The organism is Polyangiaceae bacterium (genome assembly GCA_015075635.1).
Lineage (GTDB): Bacteria > Myxococcota_A > Polyangia > Polyangiales > Polyangiaceae > JADJKB01.
Genome location: JABTUA010000003.1, coordinates 2,129,009 through 2,144,554, shown reverse-complemented (window position 1 = coordinate 2,144,554; position 15,546 = coordinate 2,129,009). Strand labels below are relative to the sequence as shown.

Annotated in this window: 17 protein-coding genes; 5 read left to right on the top strand and 12 right to left on the bottom strand. The window is 70.3% G+C overall.

The genetic code is table 11. The annotated features are described in order from the left end of the window. The first annotated feature begins 19 nt into the window (after positions 1–19). Entirely contained in the window at positions 20–736 is a 717-nt protein-coding gene (locus HS104_40305; GenBank protein MBE7486202.1) for a hypothetical protein, read from the top strand. On the opposite strand, the gene HS104_40300 is transcribed toward HS104_40305, so the two are convergent. After that, positions 733–1,044 carry a hypothetical protein gene (locus HS104_40300; GenBank protein ID MBE7486201.1) on the bottom strand — a complete coding sequence of 104 codons (312 nt, stop codon included), beginning with the start codon at positions 1,042–1,044 and terminating at the stop codon, positions 733–735. The genes HS104_40305 and HS104_40300 overlap by 4 nt on opposite strands. A 164-nt stretch (positions 1,045–1,208) precedes the next feature. Here HS104_40300 and HS104_40295 point away from each other — a divergent pair, with 164 nt between their 5' ends. Beyond that, positions 1,209–2,591 (top strand): insulinase family protein, encoded by a 1,383-nt coding sequence (locus HS104_40295; protein MBE7486200.1) that lies wholly within the window; start codon positions 1,209–1,211, stop codon positions 2,589–2,591. Continuing rightward, positions 2,588–4,081 carry an insulinase family protein gene (locus HS104_40290; protein ID MBE7486199.1) on the top strand — a complete coding sequence of 498 codons (1,494 nt, stop codon included), beginning with the start codon at positions 2,588–2,590 and terminating at the stop codon, positions 4,079–4,081. Before HS104_40295 ends, HS104_40290 begins: the two co-directional genes overlap by 4 nt. On the opposite strand, the gene HS104_40285 is transcribed toward HS104_40290, so the two are convergent. Further along, positions 4,071–4,463, bottom strand: a complete 393-nt coding sequence (locus HS104_40285; GenBank protein ID MBE7486198.1) for a hypothetical protein — start codon at positions 4,461–4,463, stop codon at positions 4,071–4,073. The two genes, HS104_40290 and HS104_40285, sit on opposite strands and share 11 nt — an antisense overlap. Before the next feature lie 92 nt (positions 4,464–4,555). Here HS104_40285 and HS104_40280 point away from each other — a divergent pair, with 92 nt between their 5' ends. Both HS104_40280 and HS104_40275 read left to right on the top strand, forming a co-directional pair. Further along, positions 4,556–6,556 carry a PAS domain S-box protein gene (locus HS104_40280; protein ID MBE7486197.1) on the top strand — a complete coding sequence of 667 codons (2,001 nt, stop codon included), beginning with the start codon at positions 4,556–4,558 and terminating at the stop codon, positions 6,554–6,556. Then, complete coding sequence (locus tag HS104_40275) at positions 6,553–7,821, top strand: two-component sensor histidine kinase (protein ID MBE7486196.1); 1,269 nt, start codon at positions 6,553–6,555, stop codon at positions 7,819–7,821. Before HS104_40280 ends, HS104_40275 begins: the two co-directional genes overlap by 4 nt. Before the next feature lie 4 nt (positions 7,822–7,825). Here HS104_40275 and HS104_40270 read toward each other — a convergent pair whose 3' ends face one another. From HS104_40270 to HS104_40225, 10 genes are all read right to left on the bottom strand, one after another. Continuing rightward, positions 7,826–8,356 (bottom strand): hypothetical protein, encoded by a 531-nt coding sequence (locus HS104_40270; protein ID MBE7486195.1) that lies wholly within the window; start codon positions 8,354–8,356, stop codon positions 7,826–7,828. Beyond that, positions 8,353–8,970: a hypothetical protein gene (locus tag HS104_40265; protein ID MBE7486194.1), complete on the bottom strand. Its 618-nt coding sequence runs from the start codon at positions 8,968–8,970 to the stop codon at positions 8,353–8,355. Before HS104_40265 ends, HS104_40270 begins: the two co-directional genes overlap by 4 nt. Continuing rightward, on the bottom strand, positions 8,967–9,701 hold the full coding sequence (locus tag HS104_40260; GenBank protein MBE7486193.1) for a sigma-70 family RNA polymerase sigma factor: 735 nt from the start codon (positions 9,699–9,701) through the stop codon (positions 8,967–8,969). Before HS104_40260 ends, HS104_40265 begins: the two co-directional genes overlap by 4 nt. 134 nt (positions 9,702–9,835) lie before the next feature. Then, positions 9,836–10,987, bottom strand: a complete 1,152-nt coding sequence (locus HS104_40255) for a trypsin-like peptidase domain-containing protein (GenBank protein ID MBE7486192.1) — start codon at positions 10,985–10,987, stop codon at positions 9,836–9,838. After that, on the bottom strand, positions 10,984–11,316 hold the full coding sequence (locus HS104_40250) for a DUF1844 domain-containing protein (protein ID MBE7486191.1): 333 nt from the start codon (positions 11,314–11,316) through the stop codon (positions 10,984–10,986). The genes HS104_40255 and HS104_40250 overlap by 4 nt, the downstream gene beginning before the upstream one ends. 11 nt (positions 11,317–11,327) lie before the next feature. Continuing rightward, positions 11,328–11,552, bottom strand: coding sequence for a hypothetical protein (locus HS104_40245; GenBank protein ID MBE7486190.1), 225 nt, complete (start codon positions 11,550–11,552; stop codon positions 11,328–11,330). 11 nt (positions 11,553–11,563) lie between these two features. Further along, a complete protein-coding gene (locus tag HS104_40240) occupies positions 11,564–12,109 on the bottom strand; it encodes a peptidylprolyl isomerase (GenBank protein ID MBE7486189.1) in 546 nt (181 codons plus the stop codon). Further along, positions 12,106–14,064 (bottom strand): 3-isopropylmalate dehydratase, encoded by a 1,959-nt coding sequence (locus HS104_40235; GenBank protein ID MBE7486188.1) that lies wholly within the window; start codon positions 14,062–14,064, stop codon positions 12,106–12,108. The genes HS104_40240 and HS104_40235 overlap by 4 nt, the downstream gene beginning before the upstream one ends. A 90-nt stretch (positions 14,065–14,154) precedes the next feature. Then, entirely contained in the window at positions 14,155–15,291 is a 1,137-nt protein-coding gene (locus tag HS104_40230; protein MBE7486187.1) for a DUF2088 domain-containing protein, read from the bottom strand. After that, complete coding sequence (locus HS104_40225; protein MBE7486186.1) at positions 15,288–15,545, bottom strand: hypothetical protein; 258 nt, start codon at positions 15,543–15,545, stop codon at positions 15,288–15,290. The genes HS104_40230 and HS104_40225 overlap by 4 nt, the downstream gene beginning before the upstream one ends. Position 15,546: the final 1 nt, after the last annotated feature.

Sequence of the window (15,546 nt, the reverse complement as noted above, 5' to 3'; positions counted from 1 at the left end):
GGGGGACAATGGGCGGGTCGTGCGCTCGGTCTGGCTGCTCCCGCTGTGCCTACTCCCGGCCTGCTCCCCGGACACCACCCCGGGCGCGACGGCGCGCGCCGCGGAGGCGCCCGTGACGCCGTCGGCGACCCCGCACGAGCCACCACCCCGACCCGACGCCTCGCCGGCGTTCGAAGCTCTGAGCTTGAAGAGCGACGCCGGAGTCGTGCCCGCGGCGCAGGCGTCGCGCGTGCTGCACGTCGGCGACTCGATGGCGCCGCTCGTCGGCAACTACCTGCGGCCCATCTTCACGAAGAGCGGCAGGAACTACTGGATCGAGAGCACGGTCTCCACCAGCACGCTCGACTGGGCCCAGAAGCGCCTGCTTCAGGACGCGATGTACAAGTACGACCCGGAGCTGGTGCTGATCTCGTTGGGCTCGAACGAGCTGTTCGACCCCAAGCCCGAGCGCCGCGGCCCGGCGGTGAAGCAGATCGTGGCGGACACGCGCGGTCGGCCCTGCCTCTGGATCGGGCCGCCGCTGTGGAAGCCGGACACCGGCTTCATCGCGGTGCTCCGGCAGAACCTCGGACACTGTCGCTACCTCGACTCGGCGAAGCTCGACTTGCCGCGCATGGAGGACGGCCGGCACCCGAGCTGGAGCGCAGGCTGGCGCTGGGCCGACGCGGTGTGGCGCGAGCTGGGCGGGCAGGAGCCGGTGCCGACGGGTTCGCCGCTGCCGAAGCCAGGTCCCTAGGCCGGTGAGAACGACGCGTCCACGACCTGCACGGGCACGTTGCTGATCGTCATCCCGCTCACGACGAGATCGACCGACAGGACCTTGCCCTTGTCGTCGCTCTGCACGGCGGCCACGGCCAGCACCACGCCCTTCTTGACCTCGAAACCTTGCACGGTGCAGGTGCGCTTGGCGCGCACGCGCATGCCGACGCGATAGCGCGCGCCGGGAGCCGCCTCCGCGGCCTCGACGAACGTGCCCACGCCGAGCGCCGGTGCCAGGGCCGCGTTGGCCAGGATCAAGATCCAGACAGCCTTCCGAGTCGACATGTCGAGCCTCCTCCCCGAGAGCACTGAGCCCGCCCGCCGGCGGTTTCGTGCGCGAGAGTAGCGATTTGCGCGGACAGGGCAAGTTGGGCGCACCAGGCGCCAGGCGAACTGCGCGAGCTCATGGCCCATTCCGGAACGGCAGGGACCGGCGTAGCGTGCGCGGCATGAGCCCGAGAGCTGTGCTGCTCGTCCTGTTCGGCCTGTCGCTGGCGCCGTCCGGCGCGCGCGCCGAGCGCGCCGCGCCGGCGGCCAAGGTGCCCGAGATCCCCTTCGAGAAGTACGCCCTCGACAACGGTCTCGAGGTGATTCTGCACCGCGACTCGTCGCTGCCGCTGGTGGCGGTGAGCCTCTGGTACCACGTGGGTCCGGTGAACGAGCCCGTGGGGCGCTCGGGCTTCGCGCACCTGTTCGAGCACCTGATGTTCACCGGCTCGAAGCACGTCGGGAACCGCTTCGACACGTTGCTCGAGGGCGCGGGCGCCACGAACGTCAACGGCACGACCAGCTGGGACCGAACGAACTACTTCGAGACGGTGCCCCGCGAGCAGCTCGAGCTCTGCCTCTGGCTGGAGAGCGATCGCATGGGCTTCTTCCTGGACACCCTGTCCGCCGACCGCCTCGAGGTGCAGCGCGGTGTGGTCAAGAACGAACGACGCCAGTCCTACGAAGACGCGCCCTACGGGCCCAGCAGCCTGACGCTGCTCGACACGCTGTTCCCCAAGGGTCACCCGTACCACGGCGCGGTGATCGGCTCGATGGCGGACCTGGACGCGGCCAAGCTCGGTGACGCGGAGAGCTTCTTCCGAGCTTACTACGCGCCCTCCAACGCGACCTTGACCCTCGCCGGCGACTTCGAGCCGGCGCAGGCCAAGCGCTGGATCGCGCGCTACTTCGGCACGCTGCCGAAGAAGCCCAAGCCGAAGGTCAGCCGGGCGCCGACGGCCCCCCTCCGCGACAGCGTCCGGAAGGAGGTCACCGAGCCCGTCGAGCTCGCCAAGGTGAGCATGGGTTGGATCACGCCGCCGGCCTATTCGAAGGACGCCGCCGCGCTCGAGGTGGCCGCCGCGGTGCTCGCGGGCGGCAAGGCGACGTCGCTCTACAAGAAGCTGGTGGTCGAGAAGAAGCTGGCCGCGGAGGTCGATGCCGATCTGGATCCCAACGCGCTCGCCGGCATCTTCTCGGTGAGCGCGGTGGCGGCGTCGGGCAAGGCTCCGAAGGACGTCGAAGCAGCGCTCGACGCGGTGCTGAAAGACCTCGGTGACAAGGGGCCGAGCAACGCCGAGCTCGCTCGCGCTCGGCGCCGCCTCCTGGTGGACCTGATGGCGCAGGTCCAGCTCTTGAACGGTCGCGACGGCGAGTCGGGGCGCGCCGGCCTGCTCCAGCGCTTCAACCACTACCTGGGCGACCCGGGTTACCTGAAGCAGTACCACGCGAGCCTCGAAGGTGTGACGCCAGAGGACGTGGCTCGGGTCGTGAAGCAGCATCTGGATCCGTCGCGCCGAGTCGTGGTGACCACGCTGCCGAAGCCGGTGGAGAAGAAGCCGTGAAGCTCCGCTGGTTCTGTCTGCTCGTGCTCGCGCTCGCGCTCGCGGCCTGCGCAGCCCAAGGTCCCGTGCGCCCGACGCCCGCGCCGACCGCCCCCCAGCCGTCCGCCTCGCCGAGCGCCGCGCCCGAGAGCTGGCGGGCCGCCGTACCGCCAGCGGGCCCCCGAGTCGACCTGAGCTATCCCGTCCCCGAAAGCGCGAAGCTCGACAACGGGCTGACCCTGCTGTTCGTGAAGCGGCCGGCACAGGTAGCCTCGCTGTCGGTCGTCGTGCGGCACGGCGCGAGCGCGGTGCCGAAGGGCAAGAGCGGGCTCGCGGCCTTGACCGCGCGTCTGCTCACCGAGGGGACGACCGCTCGCTCCGCGCTGGCGCTGGCCGAGGCGGCGGAGTCGTTGGGCTCGACCCTGGATCACGACGCCGGACGGGACTACTCGACGGTGGGCATCACCACGCTCAGCGCCGACGTCGAGGCGGGCCTCGAGCTCCTGGCCGAGGTCGTGCAGAGGCCCGCCTTTTCCCCGAAGGAGCTCGAGCGGGTCAAGCGCGAGTGGATCGACGGGCTCACGGCCGAGCGCCAGGCGCCGGATCGGCTGGCGTCGCTCGCGGGGCTCCGCCTGCTCTGGGGAGAGCCCCGGGGGGCTCCGGTCGGCGGCAGCATTCCGGACGTGCAGAAGCTCACGGCAAAGGACCTGGCCAAGTTCCACTCCGAGCGCTTCGTGCCGGGCGAGAGCGCGTTGGTGGTGGTCGGCGAGCTGGATTTCGGGGCGCTGCGCGCGTCGGCCCAGAAGGCCTTCGGCGCTTGGAAGCCAGGGCCGGCGCCGCCCGCGCCAAAGAGCGCCGCGCCGCCGGCCCCCGACAAGACGCGCGTGGTGGTGGTGAACCGCCCCGGCGCGGTGCAGAGCGCGCTCTTCGTGGCCCAACCGTTCCCCAAGCGCTCCGAGCCCGGGCACGAGGCCCGCCAGCTCCTGAGCTCGCTCTTGGGCGGCCTGTTCACCTCGCGCATCAACCAGAACCTGCGCGAGAAGAACGCCTTCACCTACGGCGCTCGCTCCGACGCGATCGCGACGCGCGACTCGGGCGCGCTCGTGGTCTCGACCCGAGTGGAGGCGGGCGTGACCGCGCCGGCGCTCACGGAGCTGATCGGAGAGCTGGGTCGAGCCAGGGATCCGAGCCGCGGCGCGCCCATCGCGGACGAAGAAGTGGCCCGCGCCCGCGCGGATCTCGCGAGCTCGCTCGGCGCCCGTCTGCTCGAGGTCGATCGGGTCGCGACCGACGTCGGCACCGGCTTCGTGTTGGGGCTACCGCCCAGCTATCACAGCGAGCTCTCGAAGCTCCTCGGCGCCCGCACCACCGCGGAGGTCGCGAAGGAGGCCACGCGCATCGACGAGACTCGGTTGGTGGTGGTGATTGCGGGCGACCTGGCGGCCCTCAGGCCCGCGCTAGAAGCGGCGGGCTTCAGCGTCAGCGAAGCCGGCGCCGAGCTCACTCGCTGATCGCGCTCGGGGCCGGCGGTGGCGCACGGCTCGGCTCGACCGACCGAGGCGTGGCGCTTCGGTCGGCGATGAGCGCCAGGGCCCCGCCGAGCAGCAGCGCGATGAGCCCGGCGACGCCCCACACGAGCCACGGCACCCAGCCCGGAGTGCCGCTCGGTGCAGGCGGCGCCACGGGTCCGGGCAGGTACGGAAGCGGGTGCCGGACCGCCCGGACCACCATCGTGGGGTCGTTCCGACCGCGCGCCGGCGCCACGACGATGGTGCGAGCCTCCTCGATCACCTGGACGCGGGGAGCCGGCGCGTGCGGCTCGGCTTGCTGCGCGACGATCGCGTCGTCGTCGATCTCCGGCAGGAGCTCGTCGTCGGCGTCGGAGGGGGGCATCTCGTATCCCACTATAGCGAAAGACGGCCGCTTTTCCGAAAGGGCCCGCGCGCGCATGGTACATTCTCGGCGAAGTGCCGGAGCTGAGTCCGATCTTGGTGGTGGACGACGACGCGGTGAGCCGCCGTGTCCTCACCGAGACACTGAGCACCTCGGGCTTGCCGAGCCACGCCGTGGCCTCGGGCCGAGAGGCGCTGGCCTGGCTGGAGGGCCACGCCCCGGCACTGGTCCTCTTGGATCTGGTCATGCCGGAGCCCGACGGTTTCCAGGTGCTCAAGGTGATCCGGGACAACCCGGGCATCGCCGACACGCCGGTGCTGGTGCTCACGGCGCTGGACTCCGACGACGAAATCCGAGCCGTGTTCGCCTCCGGCGCCGACGACTACGTCCACAAGCCGTTCCGACCCGCGGAGCTGGTGGCACGCATCCGCGGGCAGCTGCGGATGCGCGAATACGTGGAGCGTTTGAGCCGCCGCGAGCGCGATTCCCAGACGGTGCTCGAGCTCACGCAGGCGCTGGCCTCGACGCTGAACATCAGGCACATCCTGTTCACGGTCGTCCAACGCGTCGCGGACGTGGCCAACGTGGACCGCTGCAGCATCGTGCTGGTTTCGGAGAACGAGCACACCGGACACGTCGTGGCCTCCAGCGACGACGCCGACATGCGCGACCTGACCATCGACCTGGCGAAGTACCCGGAGATCCGCGAGGTGCTGCGCACGGGCAGCACGCTGGTGATTCGCGACGCCACGCGCCACCCCTTGCTCGACGCCGTGCGCCAGGCCGAGACCGGCCTCGGGTTCACCTCGCTGGCCTTGGTGCCGATTTCCCACGAGCAGCGACCGATGGGGGTGATCTTCCTCCGCTCGCGCGGCAGCGCCGCCTTCGCCCCTCACGAGATCGACCTGGTCCACACCGTGGCCAACGCCACGGCCATCGCGCTGCGCAACGCCCGCATCCTGAAGCTGTTGCGCGACGAGTCGATGCAGAGCGCGTTCGCCCGCGTCGAGGCCGAACGACGCGTGCGCCTGTTCCAGCGCTACGCGGACATCTTCGAGAGCGCGGCCGACGGCATGGTGGTGATCGATCGCGTAGGCCGCGTCTTGTTCGCGAATCCGCGGGCCCGCACCATCTTGGGCTACGACGAGACCGAGCTGATGAAGCGCGCTTTCCGCGACCTCTTCGCCGAGGATCCGAGCCGCGCCGATCGCCTGATGGACGGCTTCGCCGAAGGGCGATTCCCCCAGAGCATCGACGTTCGGCTCGGGACCGCGAGCGGCCGGGCCATCACCGCCAGCATGAGCTTCAGCTCGGTCCTGCACGAGGACGACTCCGTGCTGTTCTCGTTCCGCGACGTGACCGAGGAGCGTCACACCGCCGTCGAGCTGAAGCAGACCAAGGAGTTTCTGGAGCGGGTGATCGAGAGCTCGGTGGACGGCATCGTCAGCTCCGACATGCGCGGGAACTTGCTGCTCTTCAACCGAGCGGCGTCCCGCATCTTCGGCTACGCCGCGGACGAAGTCGTCGGCAAGCGCAGCGTGGAATCGCTCTACCCCCCGGGCGTGGCGCGGGAGATCATGCGCAAGATCCGCGACCCGAACATGAGCGGACCGGGGCGTCTGGAGGACTGCCGGGTAGACATGATCAGCGCCACGGGGGAGCTGATCCCGGTCACGCTCTCGGCGGCGCTCATCCTGGAGAACGGCAAACCCGTGGGCTCGGTCGGCGTCTTCACCGACATCCGGGACCGCCTGCGCATGGAGGCCCGCCTGAGCCGCGCCCAGGAAGAGCTGCGAGCGAGAGAGAAGATGTCGGTCGTCGCGGAGCTTGCCGGCGCCGCGGCGCACGAGCTGAACCAGCCGCTGACCAGCGTGATCGGCTACGCCGAGCTCTTGCGGCGGGGGCTCGAGCCGGGCTCGAGCTTGGGCAAAGCGACCGAGGTCATCATCTCCGAAGCCGAGCGCATGGCGGAGATCGTGCGAAAGATCGGCAAGATCACCAAGTACGAGACCAAGAGCTACGTGGGCGGCGCGAAGATCCTGGATCTCGAGAAGGCTACGGAAGGACCCAGCAGCGACAGGGCTGGCCGATGACCTCGCGCAAGGACCACCTGCCGACCGAGCGACCGGGCGCCGAGGTCTCGGACACGCGGGAGCTCGGCCCCGTCCCTTCGGGAGTGCGCGCGCCGGTCGATCCAGCGACGCTCGAGCGCCTGCTCGATCTCGCGGTGGAGCTGCCCGTCGACGAAGGGACGCACGCGGTAGTTCGTACGTGCCTCGACCGCATGTCGGCGCTTCTGCCCGAGCTGGCGCTGGGCGTCTGCATCGTGGACGCTTCCCTCGGCGAGCAGCTCGTGGACATGCGCTTGCCGGAGGGGGTCGAAGCCGGCACCGGCCACGACCCGAGCCGCCTCTTCCCGGGGCTCCGGCGCGAGCAGGTCCAGCGCTTCTCCGACCCGCTCGCCGGCTCCACCTTCCACGTCGGCACGGGCGACGCGGCCGGGCCGAGCCAAGCGGCCCAGGCCGTGCTCGATCGCGCGCTGCCGCTCTTGGAGCAGGGCGTGCGCCGGGCGCGCACGCTGGAGCGCAAGGCGCAGAGCACGGCCGCGCTCAAACGCCTGCAAGCACAGATCATCCAGACCGAGAAGCTCGCCTCCTTGGGGCAGATCGTGGCGGGTGTCGTCCACGAGCTCAACAACCCGCTCACGTCCATCGTGGCCTACGCGGACTATTTGAAGCGCCGGCTCGAGAGTCGAGAGGACGCGCACGACGACGTCGAGCGGGCACGCCGCATCGGCGAGGCGGCCCAGCGAATCCTGCGCTTCTCCCGCGATCTGGTCGCGTACGCGCGCCCCAGCGCCGACGTTCCGGGGGCGGTACCGCTGCACGAGGTCATCGACAAGGCGCTGGTGTTCTGCGAGCACGAGCTGGAAAAGTCCGGCGTCCAAGTCGAGCGGCGCTGGCAGCTCGAGGCGCCGCTGGTGTTGGGCATCAGCGGCCAGCTGACCCAGGTGTTCGTCAACCTGTTCACGAACGCCTCCCATGCCATGGCCGGGCGCGGCGGCAGGCTGACCATCACCACCTCGATCGGCTCGGCATCCGAGCGCATCAACGTGACGATCGACGACGACGGGGCTGGGATCGATCCGGCCCACCTGGACCGCGTGTTCGAGCCGTTCTTCACCACCAAGACCGAGGGACGCGGCACCGGCCTCGGGCTGTCGATCGTCCGCGACATCGTCACGGCCCACGGCGGCAGCGTGGCGGTGACCAGCACCCTCGACGAAGGGACGACGTTCACGCTGGAGCTGCCGACGGCCCAGCGCCGCGCCTCGACCCGTCCGCCATCCAGCGACTGAATACCTACTTCACGACGCGGATCACGAGCACCAGGATCCCACCCTTGTAGCTCTGTCCGGCGACGATGAAGGCCTGCCCCACCTTGGCCTTCACCTCGAGCAGCGGGAGGAAGGTCTTTCCCCGCGGCTGGTTGATGCTGGCGCTGATGCGCAGGTGCTCCTTGTCGGGCATCACCTCCAGGAGCTTGGTCTTGAGCACCCGCCCGTTGGGCAGGCTCATGGTCTGGTCGTCCTTCGAGAGCGGCAGGCGCGTCTTCGAGAGCAGCGCGTAGCTGTCGTAGGAAGAGAACGGCGGCTTCTGGAGCTCCGGCATGTTGCCGATGCGCGAGTCGATGCCCTTGCCGGAGTTGGTCGCGTGCAGGACCATCACCTCGGTCCCGAGCTCGGCCTCCACGGGCTTCTTCTCGTCCTTCGCCTTCGGGTCCTTGGGCTTGTCCGGCTTCTGAGCCGGTGCCTTGCCGGGTTTGTCCTCGGCGACCGCCGGGACCGCGAGCAGCAGGGCGGGCACGACCAACAAGAGAGAGCGGGCCCTCATAACGGCTCCACTCTAGCGCCCGCCGGCTCGTCCACCAACCAAACGACCGGCGTGCTCTCCGCGCCAGCCGGGACCATGAAGATCGAGCCGCCCCGGTTGCCGAAATCGACGGCCTCGATGGTCGCGGCGGGATCGACGTCTTCGTCGGTCAGCTCCGCGACCGGTGCCGGCGTCGCGCTGGTCGCTTCGGCGGGCAAGGAGGGCTTGACCGGTGCGGCGACCGGTAGCGGCGCGCTCGGCTCCGGCGGGGGCGTGCTGAGCCAGAGCGCGGCCGCGGCCGCGGCCGCCAGGGCCAGCCCGGCGATCACCACCGGGGTGCTCCGGCCCTTCCGGTGGCGCGACACCGGCAGCTCCGGGTCGGCCTCGACCCGCGGGCGAAGCGGCACGACCTTCGCCGGCTCCTCCTCCTGCTCGAGGGCGGCCATCACGGCGTCGGCGACGCCCGCGAACCGAGCGACCTCTTCGCGCTCCGAGGCCCTGACCACGTCGCCGAGCTGCTCGAGGCCGCCGAGCACCGCGCGGTCCTCCTCCGACAGGCTCCGCTCGAGCTCCGCGGCCTCTTCGGGCGAGAGCTCCCCATCATGAAGGCGCATCAGGTCGAGGTGCCTGCTCATGCTTCCTCCGCGGCCTTCGGATGGCCACCAATCTGTTCTGCGTAGCAGTCGGCGAGCGCCCGCTGCAGCTTCTGCCGCGCGTGGAACAAGCGGCTCATGATCGTGCCTTTCGAGACGCCCATCGCCTGCGCCATCTCCTCGTAGCTCATGCCCTCGACCTCCCGCATGAGGATGACGCCTCGGTGGTAGGGAGGGAGCGCGTCCAGCGCGCTCTGGATGCGTGCTCGGATCTCGCCGCGACGCACGACGTCCGCGGGGTCCGCTCCGTCGATGCGCGCGAGCAGCGGGATGTCGAGCTCGTCCTTGATCTCGCGGGTCTCGTCCAGCTCCTGGTCACGACGCGCGGGCTTGCGCATGAGGTCGATGGCCAGGTTCGTGACGATCCGGTAGAGCCAGGTGAAGAAGCTCGAGCCCCCGTGGAACGAGTCGATCCCGCGGAAGACCCGCAGGAAGGCCTCCTGGACGACCTCGCGAGCGTCGTTCTCGTCCCGGACCAGCCCGAGGGCGATGGCGAACGCCCGTCGCTGGTGCCGCTCCACCAGCTCACGGAAGGCTCGCTTGTCGCCCGATCGGGCGCGGTCGATGAGGGCACGGTCTTCCTCGGCTTCTGCCTGTCTTACCAACCGGTTGGACGCCCCCCGCGCAGCGCTATTCACGGCCCCCGCGACAGCAGTGTCATCCCCCTCCGCGGGGCTCGCCTCCGCCAGGGCCGGGGCGCCGTTGCCCTTCATGGGAGCGGAACGCGGCCCGATACTCGGGCTTACGGCCCGGGCGGGGGGCGCGGCTGCTTCGGGCCGGGAGCCTTGGGCCATCACGGTTCACTCTACGCCCTCTGCAAGCGTGGTGCCCCCGTTGAAACGGGAGCTCACGGGTGGCCCGGAGGGAGCGCCGGGGGCTCGTCCGGCTCGGCTTCGGGGGTTTCCGGCTGGTCGGGCAGCTCGCCCAGGGCGACCTTGAGGTCGAAGCTGCGCTTGCCGCGGGTAATCCGCAGGCTGACCGACTTGCCCACGCCGGCCAGGCTGGCCGCCCAGCGAAGCTTCTCCGGGCCCGGGATGGCGTCGCCCTCGAACGCCGTGATCACGTCGTCGACCTGAACGCCGGCCTTGTCGGCGGGTCCCCCGGGCAGCACGGAGCGCACCAGCGCGCCGGAGGCGTCGCCCAGGCCCAAGCGAGTGGCGTCTTCGTCGAGCAACGACGACACCCGAATGCCGATGGCGCTGCGGATCACCTTGCCGTCCTTGATCAGACGCGGCAGGAGCTCCTTGACCATGTTGATGGGGATGGCGAAGCCGATGCTGTTCGCGTTGGCTCGAATCGCGGTGTTGATGCCGACGACCCGCCCTGCCATGTCGAGCAGCGGCCCACCGCTGTTGCCGGGGTTGATGCTCGCGTCAGTCTGGATGAAGTTGTAGTACCCCGTGCCGTCGCCCAGGCCCTTGACGTCCGTTCCGGTGCGACCCTTGGCAGAGACGATTCCGGCCGATACGGTGTGGGAGAGGCCGAAGGGGTTGCCGATGGCGACCACCCAGTCGCCGACGCGGGTGGCGTCGGAGTCGCCGAGCGGTAGGTGCGCGAGCTCCTTGGAATCCACGCGCAGCACGGCGACGTCGGTGGGCGCATCGCGCCCGACGACGGTGGCCTTCAGCTCCTTCTTGCGGATGATGACCGTGATGTCGGTCGCGTCCTTGATCACGTGGTTGTTGGTCAAGACCAGGCCGGACGCGTCGTAGACGAAGGCGCTTCCGAGCCCCTCCCCGATCACGCGCCGCCGGCCCGTCCTACCGCGCTGCTCCTGCAGCGTCTTCACGAAGCCCACGGCGGGATCGGCCTTCTCAGCCAGATCGGCGAAGCTCTTCGGCGTGTCAGCGGGCGGGGCCGGCGCGAGCGGCGCGGTCGGTGGCGCGACGACCGGGGTCCCCGACGCGGACGGCGCGCCCGCGTCGACCCCGCTCGGGGTGGAGCGCCGGCAGGCGGTCAGCGCCAGTGCTGCGAACAGGACGACAGCAAACGGCCTCACTTCGACTTAGCAACCTCCACGTAGCGCATGCGCAGATCGTATAGCGCTTGTTCGACGATGCGCTCCTCTTCCCCAGTCAAATTCCCGCGCGTCTTGTCCTGCAAGAGGCCGATCAGGTCGATGGTCTGCCGTGCCAGGGGTAGTTCCAGCTGAGTGGCCCCCCCCTCCGGGTTCGGGGCGTCCCCGAGGTGGACGCGGGCGGAGTGGTAGAGCGACAGCACGAAGGTCACGAAGTCCACGGGCGGGAGTCGCTCGCGCGCCCGCTCTTCGTTCGCAGCGTCGAACGCCTCCTGGGCGTCTCGCTGCTGACCACTGCTCGGCCCGTCCACCCCGTCTGCGCTCACGAAGGTTCCTCCTCGTCGTCCTCGTCGTCCTCGTCGTCGTCGAGGTCCGGGGCCTCGCCGAGCCCGAGCGCCGGCTGGTGCTGTGGCACCGGATCGCACTTCGCCTCGGCGTCGGAGAGGCCGTCCAGGTGGCGCGTCACGTCGGTCTCCGAGAGGAGCCCGCGGCGGATCATTCGCTCGCGGATGCGAACGTCGTACTTGAAGAGGTCGAGGTCGGTCATCGCCCCGGTTCCTAGCGCTGGGAGGGCCCGCGAAGCAAGCGCTCGGCGGAAATGAGCTGCGACTCGGGCCTCCTCGCCGGCTGGTTCAGCGCCTGGGCCGCGGCTTCGAGCTCCGCCGCCGTGGCCGGCCGCGTCTCGAGCACGCGAACCTCGACCCGTAGCGTCTGCCCGGCAAGGGGGTGGTTCTGGTCCACGACCACGGCGTCAGGCGTCACGTCGAGCACCCGAAGCACGATCACCTCGCCCGCGCCGCCCTCGGCCTCGAAGCTGTCGCCCGGAGCGACGTCGGCAGGGAAATCCGCTGGGTCGATCTCCAGCACGGCCCTCGGGTCGCGCTCACCGAAGGCGTCTTTGGCCTTGACCCGTACCGTCCGCTCCTGTCCCGGCAGCGCTCCCTCGAGCGCGCGCTCGACCGGAGCGAGCAGCTCGCCGAAGCCGAACACGATCTGGCGCGGACCATCACTGCCCCCGACGTGCTCACCCTCGGCGTCGTACACCTCGTAGGTGAGGGTCACGACGACTTCGGGTCCGACTTGGTAGGCGTGGTCCGAGCTCAAATCTGGTCCGGTGCCACGATCTTGCCCGCGATGGCGCTGGCGGCGACGACGAGCGGACTTGCGAGGTACACCTTGCCCGGACCGCTCCGGCCCGGGAAGTTACGGTTGATGGCGCTGACCGTGACCTCGTCGGGACCGAACGAGACCCCCGGGCCGGCGCGGATGCAGGCGCCGCAAGACGGATCGACGAGGTTCGCCCCGACGCGCTGGAACAGCTCGATGTAGCCCATCTTCTCCGCGTAGTCGCGGATGTGCTGAGAGCCGAACTGGATGTACAGCTTCACGCCGTCCGCGACCTTCTGCCCCTTGTCGGCGGCCCGGCGCAGCACGGAGGCGTACATGTCCATGTCGGCCTTCTTGCCACCCGTGCAGGAGCCGCCGTAGGCGATGTCGATCTTCACGTCGCCCGCGGCGCTGAGCGGCACTCCGTTCCTCGGGTCGCCGGGCGTCGCCACCATCGCCACCACCTTGCCCAGGTCGATCTCGAAGGTCGCCGCGTACTCGGCGTCGGGGTCGGCGCGCACGATCATCTGGCGCAGCTGCTCGGGCGAGAGCCCGCGCATCTCGGCCAAATAGGCCACCACGACCTCGTCCGCCTCGATGATGCCGGTGAAGCTCCCGGCTTCCACCGCCATGTTGGTGAGCGTCGCCCGCTCGTCGAGCGAGAGCTTCTTCACGCCGTCGCCCGAGAACTCCAGCACCTGACCGATGCCCTTGCCGGTCTTGAAGTGGTCGAGCGAGAGGATGTGGAGCATCACGTCCTTCGCGGCGACGCCGGGGCGGAGCTCGCCGCGGAGCACGAAGCGCACCGTCTCGGGCACCTTCACGCGCACGTCCCGCGTGAACCAGGCGTTGGCCATGTCGGTGCTGCCGACGCCGAAGGCGAAGCAGCCGAGGGCGCCCGCCATGCAGGTGTGCGAATCCGTGCCGGCGACGACCTGTCCGGGCAGGGCCAGCTCCTCGATCACCTTGTTGTGGCAGATGGCCTCGCTGCCGACGGTGCGGCCCTCGCGGGTCACCTCCCCGTAGAGGCGGATGCCGTGGCGCTTGCTGAAGCTGTCCTGCACGGTCGCCAGCGAGGCAGCCTGGGCGTCCAGGCCCATCTTCTTGTGGGCCTCCGGCATCACCAGGTCGAGGAAGGTCAAGTGGTCACGGAAGGCGAACACGCTCTCCGGCTCGCTCACCTTCGCGCCGTCGCCGAAGCCGGCCCGGAACAGCGAGTCGGCCATGGGCGTGACGTACTCGTGGCTGAAGCGCACGTCCGTGCGCACGAAGAGCGCGTCGCCGGGCTTGACCGCGGCGGTACCGAGGGCGCCGGAGCGCGCGTCGGCGATGGCGCGTGCCGCGATGATCTTCTCGCAGAGGTTCATCGGCCGGAGCGGCGTGTCCACCGGCGGCGGCGCGATCTCCCCCGCCATGCGCTTGCGGTTGTAGGCGAACAGGCCCCCGCACTCGACGATCTGCGCGCTGATCGGGTCGAGGCCGCGGGTGAACTCGGCGATCGGGATCGCCTCGCCGCGCTCGATGCGCTCGATGAGCGAGAAGTCCGTGGAGGTCAGGAGCCCGATGTTCTGGGCGTTCTGCCGGTAGATCTTCTCGATGTTCTCGGCGATCACCAGCTGCACGCCGGCCTTCAGCTCGGAGTACGGAGCCGTCTCGCGGGAGGAGCCGCAACCCTTGCTGCGGCCGCTCACGATCACGCCGAAGCCGCCGTTCTTGATCGAGTCCTTCTCGACGACGCCGCCCCGCAGCCCGACCAGGCTGAAGCGCGCCAGCGTCTCGTCGAAGTAGTAGCAGACCCAGCCGGGCGTGATCTCGTCGGTCGAGATGTTGTCGATGAGCTTCCGGCTCGAATCGTAGGCGACGCTCTCCCCTGCGAGCTGCCGACGAAGTAGGTCTGGGTCTTCGGTCAGGTACAGAATTCGTCCGCTGATCCGGACGTTTTGCTCACTCATCGACGGCGCCTCCCGGGCGGGGACGAGGAACCTAGCCCGAATGCGCCGTCACGTCATGGCCGAATGGCCGGGCTCCGCTTCTGCGCCGCGTCATTCCGGCACGGCGATCAGCTCGCCGGCCCGCCAGAGCGCCACTGCCCGCGCCGCTCCGGTGCTCGCGAGCGCTTCCTCGAGCGCGCCTCGGAGGCTCGCTCGGGGCTCAGCGTAGGTCGCGCGCGCAATCTCTTCCGGCAGCTGGCTCACCAGGAGCACGCGATGGCGCGGCGGCAGCTGCGGGCGGAGCCCCAGCTCGTAGATGCCGCGATTGACCCGCTCGAGCGGCCCGGTCCCGAGCGCCAGATCCGCGACGACGATCACCACGCCGTCGTCTTCGAGCAGCGCGCCGGCTGGAGGCACGAGCTTCGAGGCCTGGTAGAGGCTCTCCGAGACCGGCGGGCGGTCGGCGACGACGACCACGGCGGCGCGCGGCGCGCGCACCGTGAACAGCTCGCGCGCCCGCGGCAGGAGCGCTCGGTGCGCTGCCACCAGATCCCCTGCTGCGGCGGCCACGGGCGTGCCCTCGACGTCACACAGCACGTTGAGCAGGAAGGCTCGGCCGGGCAGCGCCCGAGCGGCCGCTTCCATGTCGAGCCGGCACAGGTTGTCCTCGACGCGGCCCAGGCGGGCGCTCGGATCGGCCTTGAGGCGGTGGTTGTCGAGGGCGTCCTCGGCCAGCGCACAGCCCGGAAATACCGCCTTCGCGCCGGCGGAGAAGCCCGCGAAGTAGTGGGGGCGGATGCGCCCGGTCGCGACCACCAGCTCCGCCTCGGCGACCTCAGCCACGATCCGGATCCGCGTGCCGCGCGGGGTGGCCCCGAGATCCACCAGTCGCGAGCGCGGGCCGTGCACGACCAACGGGCGATCGCGAAACGCAGCGGGCACCGCGCGCTCGGTCGCCAGGTGCGTGCCGGAGGCCACCACCAGCGTGACGCGCTCCCAGGGCAGTGCTTCGCGCAGCACCGCCAGCATCTCAGCCCGCGGCTCGTCCCGCGACTCGTCGCTGACGACCACGGCGATGCGACGCGCCTCGCGGGCGAGCTCCGCGAGCGGCGGGCTGCCCACGGGAGCCGCCAGCGCGCCGCGGCACAGCTCGACGACGGACCCGCCGCCAGCGGCGGGTGCCGGGGAGCGCTGGATGACGAGATCCGACGGTAGCTCGCCGAGGGCGCGCTCCGCGAACGAGCTCAAGCTCGGCCCCGAACCTTGCGTCCGGATAGCGCCAGGACCGCGGTGAGGGCGATCTCGATCTCCTCGTGGCTGGGCGGCGCGCTGCGCGCCGAGATGCGACGCTTCACCGCGCCGAGCTCGGCGCCGAACACTCGGTAGCGCGCCCGCTCGTGATCGTCGCGCTCGCCCACCACCCACTCCGCCACGATGGCGTGGAGCTCGTCGATGTCACGGTTCATGAGCGGTGCCAGACGGCTGGCCAGTGGATGTGTCATG